Source organism: Flammeovirga sp. OC4 (assembly GCF_000812565.1).
Taxonomy (GTDB): Bacteria; Bacteroidota; Bacteroidia; order Cytophagales; family Flammeovirgaceae; genus Flammeovirga.
Window position 1 is genome coordinate 1 of record NZ_JTAM01000117.1, and the last position, 11,579, is coordinate 11,579.

Annotated in this window: 10 protein-coding genes; 2 read left to right on the forward strand and 8 right to left on the reverse strand. The window is 36.7% G+C overall.

Going from position 1 to position 11,579, the window contains the following annotated elements:
* Positions 1 to 173: 173 nt before the first annotated feature.
* From PL77_RS29010 to PL77_RS29035, 6 genes are all read right to left on the reverse strand, one after another.
* Complete coding sequence (locus tag PL77_RS29010; RefSeq protein ID WP_044213295.1) at positions 174 to 1,160, reverse strand: nitronate monooxygenase family protein; 987 nt, start codon at positions 1,158 to 1,160, stop codon at positions 174 to 176.
* Between the two features lie 524 nt (positions 1,161 to 1,684).
* On the reverse strand, positions 1,685 to 2,371 hold the full coding sequence (locus tag PL77_RS29015; RefSeq protein ID WP_044213296.1) for an ATP-binding cassette domain-containing protein: 687 nt from the start codon (positions 2,369 to 2,371) through the stop codon (positions 1,685 to 1,687).
* 10 nt (positions 2,372 to 2,381) lie between these two features.
* Entirely contained in the window at positions 2,382 to 3,200 is an 819-nt protein-coding gene (locus PL77_RS29020; protein ID WP_156152596.1) for a hypothetical protein, read from the reverse strand.
* Between the two features lie 147 nt (positions 3,201 to 3,347).
* Complete coding sequence (locus PL77_RS29025) at positions 3,348 to 4,073, reverse strand: hypothetical protein (RefSeq protein WP_044213300.1); 726 nt, start codon at positions 4,071 to 4,073, stop codon at positions 3,348 to 3,350.
* A 433-nt stretch (positions 4,074 to 4,506) separates the two neighbouring features.
* On the reverse strand, positions 4,507 to 5,463 hold the full coding sequence (locus PL77_RS29030) for an SDR family NAD(P)-dependent oxidoreductase (protein WP_082026791.1): 957 nt from the start codon (positions 5,461 to 5,463) through the stop codon (positions 4,507 to 4,509).
* A 37-nt stretch (positions 5,464 to 5,500) separates the two neighbouring features.
* Complete coding sequence (locus PL77_RS29035; protein WP_216595953.1) at positions 5,501 to 6,379, reverse strand: S9 family peptidase; 879 nt, start codon at positions 6,377 to 6,379, stop codon at positions 5,501 to 5,503.
* Between the two features lie 833 nt (positions 6,380 to 7,212).
* Here PL77_RS29035 and PL77_RS29040 point away from each other — a divergent pair.
* A complete protein-coding gene (locus PL77_RS29040; RefSeq protein WP_044213305.1) occupies positions 7,213 to 7,494 on the forward strand; it encodes a DUF427 domain-containing protein in 282 nt (93 codons plus the stop codon).
* A 56-nt stretch (positions 7,495 to 7,550) separates the two neighbouring features.
* Here PL77_RS29040 and PL77_RS29045 read toward each other — a convergent pair whose 3' ends face one another.
* Together PL77_RS29045 and PL77_RS29055 are read right to left on the reverse strand one after the other, a co-directional pair.
* Positions 7,551 to 9,155, reverse strand: coding sequence for a glutamate synthase-related protein (locus tag PL77_RS29045; protein ID WP_044213307.1), 1,605 nt, complete (start codon positions 9,153 to 9,155; stop codon positions 7,551 to 7,553).
* An 827-nt stretch (positions 9,156 to 9,982) separates the two neighbouring features.
* The gene (locus PL77_RS29055) at positions 9,983 to 10,180 is read right to left on the reverse strand and encodes a hypothetical protein (protein WP_044213311.1); all 198 of its coding nucleotides are present in this window, start codon (positions 10,178 to 10,180) and stop codon (positions 9,983 to 9,985) included.
* 161 nt (positions 10,181 to 10,341) lie between these two features.
* Between PL77_RS29055 and PL77_RS29060 the strand changes: the two genes are divergently transcribed.
* On the forward strand, positions 10,342 to 11,187 hold the full coding sequence (locus PL77_RS29060; RefSeq protein ID WP_044213314.1) for a helix-turn-helix domain-containing protein: 846 nt from the start codon (positions 10,342 to 10,344) through the stop codon (positions 11,185 to 11,187).
* Positions 11,188 to 11,579 lie beyond the last annotated feature (392 nt).

The window sequence follows — 11,579 nt, forward strand, 5'->3', positions numbered from 1 at the left end:
CTTCAAGGCCGAGGGAAGTACTACCTAACGAATTGAGTAGAAAGACCACTGGCGCGAATGTTAAGCGATAGCGTCATTCGTGTCCTTCAGATCATTAGAAATCTCCTGATTTCTAAATGCTGTAAATATTCGAAAATTTAGTTTACAGCGTAGTAGTATGACACATACTTCATTTACTTTTCAATTAATTTTGCTGTAGCTACATATTCTTCTACCATACTTTCGACCACTTCTTTTACTGAGCGAATCGATTTTACATATTCGATAGACGGTCCTGCACACCAAACGGTTTTGTACGTAGCACCAAATGCTGATTTTTCTAACATTTTCATCCCTTTGTAAAAGGTGAGCATCTTGGCAAATTTCTTCAATCGTTTATTCTTATTCAGAAGGGATTCAAGCCAATTCTGTTTTGTACCAATTTCCTTCATATAAGGAGTATTGATTACCGTACATGGAGTCCCTGAAAGCTTGGTGGTCATCACAATATCATCTGCCCCATAATCTACACAAGCTTGTTTGTAAGCTTCATTGACACCTCCTTCGTGTGTGGCAATAAAAGGGCTTCCCATTGAAATCCCAACGGCTCCAAGGTCAATTTTTTCTTTCCATTGCGTGCCATTACCCACTCCTCCTGCAGAAATAACAGGAATATCACATGCTTTTACCAAAGCCGGTACTAATTCACTAGCAGAAGTTGGACCAGCGTGTCCTCCTGCCTCTTTATTGACCGCAATGACCGCATCTGCTCCTAATTCTTGTACCTTCAAAGCGTACTTGGTATCCACCACATCACAAAAAACTTTAATGCCAGCAGGCTTACATTTTTCTATGATTTTACGTGGAGATCCCAAAGAGGTAATGATAAAATCAACTCCCAGCTCAACGCATGTATTCAGTTGTTCTTGTAGTCGGACATTCGATTTATTGGCAATCAAATTCACTCCAAAAGGTTTATCACCTATGGCAGTGCGTATTTCGTGTATCGCTGCTCTAAATTCTTTGTCAGTTCTATAGTTTAAGGCTGGAACAGTCCCTGTTATACCGCTTTTTGCTGCTGCTATCAGCATCTCCGCATTGGAAACTAAAAACATAGGAGCCATAATCATCGGGTAATCAATACCCAACATTTCAGTTAGTGGTGTGGAAATTTTTTCCATAGTGTGTGTTGTATTGGTTGAAAATAGTATGCATGCATACTAAATATTTTACTACAATATGGAAAAATTATATTGGAAAGTCAACCGGATGAGGGATGAGGGATGAGGGATGAGGGATGAGGGATGAGGGATGAGGGATGAGGGATGAGGGAAATTAATATCGTCAAACTTATACCCTATTTTTTTGATGTAATACTTTAAACTAATTTTCGAATATTTATGGTCTTTAGAAATCAGGAGATTTCTGATGATTGATAGGTCACGAATGACGCTGTCGCTTAACATTCGTACTATTGCACTTTCTACTCAATTAATTGGATAGTAATTCCCTCGGTCTTGAAGGGGAAAAAAATTTAGCTTTTGACTTCTAAGCCTTGAATTTTTTACTTCTTTTTGTTTCAAGATAACAACGAAGAAGAAGAGCACTTGAAAGTAGGCCTTATAAAATCTTATAGGAAGATGGATGGAAAGTTAACGAAAGTTTAGTTTAGAATATAGTAGTACAAAATTCAAATCTCCTTTAATTAGAGCAACTTATCAACAATATCTTGATGATTGTTACTAAAATATTCTTTCATATAACCATCAAGCTCATCAAAGCTTTCCTTATCGAAAGTTTGTTCCACTTTTCCTCCTGAGAAGTGGTAGATTTTGTCTGAAAGTTTTTGAAGAGCACTCAAAGTATGAGAAGCTATTAATATAATTTTTCCTCTTTCTTTTAAGGTATTGATGATTTTTTCAAGATCAATAGACGCCTCTACATCTAAACCGAGGAAAGGTTCATCCAGAAGAATCACGGGAGCATCGGCACTCAATAACATCATTAGGGCTAACCTTTTCTTCATTCCTGTAGAATAGTAATCTACGATCTCATCCAAAGGAAGCTCAAAAATGCTATTCCAACCATCTATGTCAAAATCAGGAAACCTCACTTTAAAAACATTGAGATGTTCTCGCCCTGTAATCATAGAATAGAAAGTGGGTTTCGCTTCTAAATAGCCTACTTGAGCTCTTAAAAGCGTCTCATTCTCCAGTAGCGTTTCGCCATTAAAATTCTTTTTCCACTGTGCTATGATCTCAAATAAGGTCGTTTTTCCTACGCCATTTTTTCCTAATACACCGATAATTTTTCCTTTTTCAATGGATATATTGATGTTTTGAAGTACCTGCTTTTCTCCGTAAGCGAAAGAAATATTTTTTAACTCTAACATACTATATGCATTAAAAATAATAGGATAATTGACGATTGGCTCTTTTCCATGACCTTATTCCCACAATCAAAGGCAATGGAATAAGGAAAGGAATAAAAATACTTATGTAGTAGAACGCAATGATAAAGGTATTTGCTCTAAAATTAGTGTTCGGTTCATAGGTAATATACTTCTGAAGTATCATCAAAAAGAGAACAAAAAATGAACCTAAAAATAAATAAGCGACCACATAAAAAACTTGGAAGTAAAAAACTAAGCCAATAAGCAATGCAAAACTATTGATGAGCAGAAAAAGCAAAGCCATCTGTTTAATTTTTTTCTTCAAGAAAGAGGTTGAAGTATCGGCTACTGCATAAAGAATTTGTCTTGGTTCGTTTTGTGTATAAAAACCGAAGATAGAGATACTTGAAACTACGATCCCAATTAATAAAAACTCAAAACGGAAAAGTCCGATTACTGTCAAAACAATGGCCACAATAATCCCCCACGCTCCTCCATTTCTCATTCCTGAACGCCAGTCATAAGCTGAGGCAGAAAAAGGAATAGGAAGTACAAATCCCTGACTTTCAATAGACCTATTGGTAGGTAAAAAGCTGGTGATTAATGGTAAAAAAAGAAGGATGGGATAGAGATAATTAGAGGGAGAAAAAGCGATTCCCCAAGTAAACAGGAGCACCCAAATCAGGTTTTCAAGTAAATAATACAAGATTGGGAACTTCATGAGTTGCAACAAAATTTTCTCATCTTTTCTATTGGCTTGTGCTGCCGAGAGAAGTGAAAGCAGTGCCGCATCCACAAAAAAAGCATGAAGTTCTTTAATATGAATCAAGAAAAATTGAAAAAAACTATAGAATATAAATAGCATTAGTAATCTCAAAATTCCTAAATCAGCTAAAATTCTGCTAATCTGTTTCCTTCTAAGATTTAGTATAGATAGTGTTAATTGTAAAATCACATCAATTTAATTTAGGTAATCTTACCAAGATTGTTGTCGTTCGTAAGTAGACAATGAGACATGTAAATGATCCCCCGTCCCATGATGTCTTATGATATTAAACCCTAAAGTATTAAAATAAATCTGACTAAACCAAATCATCCAGAAAGGTCTTCCCTTCGTTCTGAGGTCCATAGCGTGTACATATCCCGTGTTTTGCTTAAAGTGTAAAGAGCTTGATTTGGATGGTAAACCCATTTTCTTATAGTCTTCAGGTTCTCTACTTAAAGAGGTGATTAATACATCTTTATCAAAGAATAAAAGTGTTCTCAAACTGATTTTCAAGTAGGGATGAAGCTGTGTATATTCCTGTTTGATTTGATCACTTTTGGCATTTTTTCCAGTAAAAGAAAATAACGAAAAAATTGTGTAGGTTATTACGAATAAAAATACAAATAGTGTGATTCTCTTAATTGCAAGGAAACTGACCTTGTATTTTCTGAAAAATAATAAGTAGCCGATCGAGAGATAAAGTAACAAAATAAACGACAGTACCACGATCCCCACAACTAAACCTAACCAAACAGAAGCTGCATATTCGTGATACATATAAATGCCACTTCTGATCATCATGGTAAAGGGTAATACACATAAAAAAAGGGAAAAAATAGTCCACAGAAAGAATTTCAGTACTGCTTTTTTCCATGAAAATTTCTTTTGTGGGTTGAAGTCTGTTTGATAAGAGTAAGGTTCGTATTTATAACTCATGTTATAGTTTTTAGATCATTTAATACATGAAGATATAAAACTAGTGATTTGTATTCAAAAAAAGGCTAGGCTTTGAAGAGAAAAGCACTACCAAACGAATTGAGTAGAAATTCCACTGGCACGAATGTTAAGCGTTAGGCCCTACTGATCAGCAGAAATCTCCCAATTTCTAAATATTATAAATTTTCGTTAATTAATACAACTACTTTTTATGAAGGATTAATGGTAGTGTGTTGTGGTTCGCGAGGACGTTGCAATGCAACGGCCCCTACAGAACTACCTTTTAGAAGATGATTATAAAATTAGGAGACTTTGCAAAGATCTGTTTCAAATAGGATTTGAATTTAAATTACACTCTCTAATTCAATAGAAGTGATGATAGTTGATTGATAGGTATTAAATTTCAAAGCTTGGGTAATAAAAAACGGAATGTCTACAAAGCCACCATTTTCTTACTAAGTTCTACCAATTGCTTTGCTGCTGCTCTATCGTTGGCATTCGGATTAGGTGAGGTCATAGGCCAACCTCCTTTTTTACATTCTTTATCTCTATACAGTACACTGTGTTGACTGAAATAAGCTCCAGAATAGTTAGGCGCATCATCAGATAATAATACATGAAGAGAGGTTTGTGCTGACTCCTCATTACTATTTGTGATTGAATGCCTGAAGGGATATAATAAAAATCTCACTATTTTCATCATCACTCCATTCCCTCCAAAGTTACTTCTTGCCCATCCCGGATGGACAGAGGCTGTACTCACACCTGTACCTTTCAAACGTTCACCGAGTTCCAAAGCATATAAATTGACCGCTACTTTAGCTTCACAATAAGCGTCTACACCATTGTATTTTCTATTTTTCCAATTGATATCATCGAAATGTATCTTGTAGCGGTTTTTAGCACTTCCTGCATGTCCCACTGAAGATAGAATGCCCACTCTAGCAGGTGCACTTTTCTTCAGTTGTTCCAATAGAAGTTCTGTCAAAAGAAAGTGACCAAAGTAACTTACTCCAATTGACATCTCAATACCATCTTTGGTGTATTGTGCCTTATCTCCTGAAAACAGAGCGCCAGCATTACACATCAAGCCATCCAGTCGGTCATATTTTGCCTTAAACTTTTCTGCAAAATCTCTTACTGATTGTAAGTCGGCAAAGTCCACCTTCATTACTTCATAACTGCCTTTTAAATTACCAAAGGCTTTCGCTCCTTCCTTTCCAGCATCTACTCTTCGACATGCCATGATCACATGACCACCTTGCTTCATCAGCTGTTTTGAAGTTTCAAGTCCAACACCTGAATTAGCTCCAGTGACTATATATATTTTACCACTTATATCTTTTTGGAGTGTTTTTTCATCACACCATATTACATTTTTGTTCGCCATTTTTTCTGATTTGAAAGTTTAAAAACCGGATTCTGCATTAATGTCTATCATACCAATCAAGCATCTGTCCGGGATGCTCAGAGTAGTAGGTATAACCATGGAAACGCTGCGATGTCCCTTCAATCCAGAAAAGCTTCTTGTCCCCTACTGGTATTGCATCATAAATGGCTTGAACATCCTCCGGAAACGTCATTTTATCGGCTTTCACTTGGGTGACAAACGTAGGTATCTTGATATACTTGGCATCAATAATTGGTGATGAGTCCTCAATTCTAAAACCGAACTGCTCACGATAAACTTCTTCGAAAGCTTTCTCTCCACTTTTCCCCAAATACATATTCTTAGACAATTTTTTGACAATAGCTTCTCCCGAAATAGGCTGGATCAACATCATCGATTTTACACCTTCAAAAGCTTCTGGATGTTTTTTCATAGCTACTAATGTAGAGTTACCTCCAAGACACATACTATGCAGGTGGATATCCATCCCTTTCGTATCCTCACGTTGTTTTACATAATTCAAAGAACCCACTACATCTTTATATTCAAAAAGACTTGGATTATAGGCATTGCTTTGAGCTGGTGCACTAAACCCATGATTTCTTAAATCATATGCCAAAACATTGTATCCTGCATCTGTCAGTGCTTTATATTTAGGTAAGAAGTTTACCTCAAATCCTCCTGCATTAGTCCAAGGCTTTATATGCCCTGCATAACCATATCGGTTACCTGGAGAAAAGTGATTACATATCACTATTTTGTTTGATGCATTTTTGGCCGGCATATACCACCCTTCCAATACAATTCCATCTGTGGAAGTAAAAGAAATATCTTCAAAGTGCATTCCGTATTCATCTGGTCTTCTCAATATCGGAGAACGTCGAACAGTTGCAATCATAGGAACTATTCTTTTCATCAGCATTCTAGCAATCATCATCGTTCGTTTTAGTGTTCTTAATAGGAAAATAGAAAATCAAGATGGCAGGAAAATGCTTTTTTACCTTCTTGATATTACAAAGGTAGCGTGATGAAAAATGGAAAAAGTATACATATTGAAGCAATAGAGAAACATATTGAAGAAAGAGTTGAAGTATCTTCAAGGCCGACGGAGGCACTAATAAAATAATGGGTTGAAAATCCTTGACTGGACTTTTTAGAGTATGTTTCAAATAAGCACTAAGTCATAAATAATTTTGAGTTTGTACTTATTACATTGTAAACTAAATTTTCGCTAACTAATATAATTACTTTTATAAAAGGTAAATGGTAGTGTATTGTGGTTCGCGAGGACGTTTTACTAAAACGTCCCTACAGTACTACACTATAGAAGAGGATTATAAAACCCTTTTCTTTTGACCTGTAATTAGACAATCATTTAGTAGTATCTCCCTCGGCCTTGAAGGGAAAAGCGTTAAGAATTCCATGTATTGAGTCGTTAAAAATGATTTTGTTGTTTGAGCAAAGCGAGTTTAAAATCATTTAGGCGAGAGAAATGGAATTTAGCTTTTGACTTCTAAGCCTTGACTTTTTTGCTTCGTTTTTGTGTTAAGACAAAAATGAAGAAGAAAGAAGTTTGAAAGTTGATCCTATAAATGCTGGCAGAAAGGCTGATTGAAAGTTGACGATAACTTAGTTTACAATGTACTTATGTCTAATATATTCTCTCTATTTTCTTGTAGATAAAAACAATCGGCACTATTTTGAATTATTATATCTATAAAGAACTCTCAAACTAATTATTTAAAAGCTATGAAAAAAGCAATTTGGAACGATGTCGTTCTAGCGGAAAGTGATGAAACCATCGTTATTGAAGGAAACCAATACTTCCCTCCTTCTTCTGTGAAAAAAGAATATTTCTCAGAGACAGCCACACACACTACATGTCCTTGGAAAGGGGAAGCGTCTTATTATACCATTGAAGTAGATGGTCAGAAAAATGTAGATGCAGCTTGGTTTTATAAACAGCCTAAAGAAAAGGCCAGTGAAATCAAGGATTATGTAGCTTTCTGGAAAGGGGTAAAAGTGATGTAACAATATAAAAAATAGCCTACAACTAAAATTGCAGGCTATTTTTTTGTCTTGAATCATCAATGTCCTGCAAACCGGATCTGTGTCAATTGATGTATTTTATAATCCATCGTAGATAAATCAGAGAAATTGAATTCCGTGAAGTCTCGATGACCACAAGCCCTTGCCACCACTTTCATCAACCCCGTAGTAGCTTCAAAGAAGTTGGACAATTGCTGTGCAGACTTCTGCATTTCCAACCGAGCTCTTAAATGATCCTTCTGTGTAGCAATTCCAACAGGACAATTATTAGTTGAACATGCTCTCATCCCCAAACAACCAATGGCTTGCATGGCAGAATTGGAAACGGCAATTGCATCAGCACCTAACATCAATGCTTTTACAAAATCATCTGCGACTCTCAAGCCTCCTGTAATAATTAAAGAAACGTCCTTCGCTCCCATTTTATCCAAATGCCTTCTTGCTCTAGCCAATGCTGGAATAGTAGGCACATTGATATTATCTTTTAAAATGTTAGGGGCAGAACCTGTTCCTCCACCTCTTCCATCAAGAATAATATAATCTACACTAACGGCCAACGCAAAATCAATATCGTCTTCAATTCTTGATGCCGCCATTTTAAAACCAATTGGAATTCCACCTGTTTGTGCTCTGACTTCATTGGCAAAGGTTTTATAATCCTCTACGCCATGAAAATCAGGAAATGTAGCAGGCGAAATCGCAGATTGTCCTTTTTCCAAACCTCTTACTTTTGCAATTTCTTCCGTCACCTTTGTGCCTGGCAAGTGACCTCCTGTACCGGTCTTAGCCCCCTGCCCTGCTTTAAAATGAAACGCTTGTGCTTTCTTTACTTTGTCCCATGAGAAGCCAAACTTACCCGATGCCAATTCATAAAAATACCTTGAGTTGGCTTCTTGCTCTTCGGGCAACATCCCACCTTCTCCACTACAAATTCCCGTTCCTGCTTTTTCGGCTCCCATAGACAATGCAATCTTTGCTTCCTTCGACAATGCTCCAAAACTCATATCTGATACAAAAATGGGAATGTCTAATTGTAAAGGCTTCTTCGCATTTTTTCCTATCACGGTAGACGTGGTCACCTCCTCTTCATCCAACAAAGGTCTTCGTGAAAGTTGAGCTGGTAGAAACTGTATTTGTTCCCACCTCGGCAGAGTGGTACGGTCGACCCCCATAGACGACGATGGACCATGCTTCCCCACTTGCTTTAAACCACTTTTAGCCAATTGTTGAATATAGGCAGTGTAGGGTTCCGTTTCTTCGGGATGTGTATCGGCGTATTGCCCTAAGTAATCCTCTCTGTTAAAAGGCTGAGGAAACTGCTCTAAATAGGCATTGATTTCGTCCTCATCTACATACAAAACCCCCTCTTCAATACTCGTTTGAAATTTATGCAAAGCTTCTTCATTATTGTATTCACTTACACCTGTATCGTACCGGTAGTCCCAACCGTGAAGGCCACAAATCAGATTGTGTCCACTGATACTTCCATCGGCCATTAATGCTCCTCTATGCAAGCATCGACCATACAAAACGGAAATTTCTTCTCCGTATCGTACAACCACCAAGTCCAATCCATTGACTTGAAATCCTACGGGTTCCTTTTCCGGAAGCCCTGCTATTTCGGTAAGCTTTACTTTTTTCATTGTGTTGTTTTTGGGTGATTAAGTAGTTCTTAAATTGTTCCTATATCCTATACTTAAAGTATCTCTATAATTTACATATTCTTTTGCTAAAAGTGACAATAAAACACTGTAAACTAATACTTTGAATACGCATTATGCTATAAACAAAATTCCTAAATATTTATAGCCGATGGAAGAAGTGGTTACTGTGGTGGCTCGTGAGGTCGTTGCAAAACCCTTTATAGTGTTGAAAAACCAACATGTTTCAAGTGTTAAGCGCTAGCGTCACTTGGAACTGATCATTGGTGAAGTCTCCTGACTTCGAAGTAAATACCACATTTTCATTCATTTCGAAGTCGGGAGACAATATGTAATCACAAGTGATGCCTATCGGCTTAACACTCGCGACATGGTGAGTGGTTACTGTGGTGGCTCGTGAGGTCGTTGCAATGCAACGACCCTACAGAACTGCACTTTAGAAGATTATCATAAAACATTTGTCTTTTGATCTGTAGAACACGAATGATGCTGACGCTTAACATTCGCGCCAGTAGGCATTCTACTCTATTTCGTTTTGTAGTTCTAACCTCGGCCTTGAAGGGAAAAGCATGAAGAATTTCATGGAATGAGCCGTTAAAAATGATTTTCTTGTTTGAGCTTTAGCGAGTTTAAAATCATTGAGGCGAGAGGAATGAAATTTAGCTTTTTGACTTCTAAGCCTTGAATTTTTTGCTTCTTTTTGTTTCAAGACAAAAAAGAAGAAGAAAGATGCTTGAAAGTAGATCCTAAAAAACGGGTAAAAAGAAATTAAGACAACAAAAAAGGCTACCATCACGGTAACCTATAGATTAATATTTTTGATTGGGAGTCAAATTTTCCAGCTCCTCCTTTTCAGATTGCTGCTCTTCTACTTGTTGTTCAATTTTCACTTCTTCTTTCACTTCCTCTTCTTCTTCTACTTTAAACGATAATAAGACGATAGGAATACAAATAAGCATTACAATTGACCACAATGTAGTGCCAAGCATTATTTTGATATTTTTCATTTTCAATCGTTGTTCATTTCACTAAATCATATCAATAAAGAAATTTAAATTACAAAAACGGGTAAACAAAGAAGAATGTTTCAGAATTATAATTTTATAAGATAATTGACATTTATTGAAAGATAAGAGTAATTTGATGTTTCAATTCAGCAACAAGAAGTATGGACCAAAGGATCACCAAAAAATTCTTATTTGAGACGTTTGCACTACAGCCTAACGATATTTTTCATCTTGCACGTACAAGTATTGATCATCATGAGGACCTGATTATGCACTACCACGATTACTATGAGTTTTTTGTAATATCCGAAGGTGAAGGGATTCATATTATCAACAACGAGGAGTTTCCGATCCAAAAAGGAACGGCTTATTTTATACGCCCTAGTGATGTACATACTTTTAAGAAAACCTCTAAAGAGGAATTGGTCATTAATAATTTAGCCATTAAAGCTCATTGTATTCCCCACTATCAGCAACGCTATTTTGAGGCTCCTGAACAGTTTTTTTGGAACGATACTCCACTTCCCTTTTCTTATAATTTCAACGAAAGTCAACTTCAAACCTTATTGGGGCATTTGGAACAGATGAGCATCAGTGAAAACTCCCTACTCACCTTAGACCTCTTACTGCTCCACCTCTTTGCATTATTACAAAAGAGAGCCTACCAGAATGGTCAACTACCACCTTGGCTCAACTATACCCTTCAAGAGTTTCGCTCTCCTTATTACCTCAAAATGGGAATTGATGGTTTTATTCAGCTCTCTCAACGTTCTGGCGACTACATCAATAGAGTAATCAAAAAGGCTTTCAAAAAAACGCTTACTGAGCTTATCTTAGAGGAACGTCTGAACTTTGCGGCACATCAGCTTGCTATGACCAACGCCCCCATAAAAAGTATATATACTAATGCTGGTTTTGAAAACCATAGTTATTTTTTCCGTGTGTTTAAAAAGAAATTTGGGGTAACGCCTTTGCAGTATAGAAATAAGAATCACAAAGTAGTTTGATAAATAGATACTCCTACAAGTCTTTCATGCTCTACTTTCAATCTTTCTTCTGCTTCATTTTTTCAACTGCTCTTGAACTCCACTAGCGCGAATGTTAAGCGATAGCGGCATTCGTGTTTAAAAGATCAATAGAAATCTACTGATTTCTAACTACCACAACTATGCTATTAGCTCCTTTTATATCGCAAGTGTTAAGCCGATAGGCGCCACTTGTGATGTACATTGTCTCCCGACTTCGAAATGAATGAAAATGTGATGTTTTTCGAAGTCGGGAGACAATGAGCAGTTCCAAGTGACGCTATCGCTTAACACTTGAAACATGGTGATGCACAAGAAGTGAGTACATTGTAAACTAAGTTTTCAAATATTTAAAGTGTTTAGAAATCAGGAGA

What these genes read in the sequence shown, in the direction of transcription:
- PL77_RS29010 (WP_044213295.1), bottom strand. Translation starts at nt 1,160, where the DNA reads ATGGAAAAAATTTCCACACCACTAACTGAAATGTTGGGTATTGATTAC.
- PL77_RS29015 (WP_044213296.1), bottom strand. Translation starts at nt 2,371, where the DNA reads ATGTTAGAGTTAAAAAATATTTCTTTCGCTTACGGAGAAAAGCAGGTA.
- PL77_RS29025 (WP_044213300.1), bottom strand. Translation starts at nt 4,073, where the DNA reads ATGAGTTATAAATACGAACCTTACTCTTATCAAACAGACTTCAACCCA.
- PL77_RS29030 (WP_082026791.1), bottom strand. Translation starts at nt 5,463, where the DNA reads ATGGCGAACAAAAATGTAATATGGTGTGATGAAAAAACACTCCAAAAA.
- PL77_RS29035 (WP_216595953.1), bottom strand. Translation starts at nt 6,379, where the DNA reads ATGAAAAGAATAGTTCCTATGATTGCAACTGTTCGACGTTCTCCGATA.
- PL77_RS29040 (WP_044213305.1), top strand. Translation starts at nt 7,213, where the DNA reads ATGAAAAAAGCAATTTGGAACGATGTCGTTCTAGCGGAAAGTGATGAA.
- PL77_RS29045 (WP_044213307.1), bottom strand. Translation starts at nt 9,155, where the DNA reads ATGAAAAAAGTAAAGCTTACCGAAATAGCAGGGCTTCCGGAAAAGGAA.
- PL77_RS29055 (WP_044213311.1), bottom strand. Translation starts at nt 10,180, where the DNA reads ATGAAAAATATCAAAATAATGCTTGGCACTACATTGTGGTCAATTGTA.
- PL77_RS29060 (WP_044213314.1), top strand. Translation starts at nt 10,342, where the DNA reads ATGGACCAAAGGATCACCAAAAAATTCTTATTTGAGACGTTTGCACTA.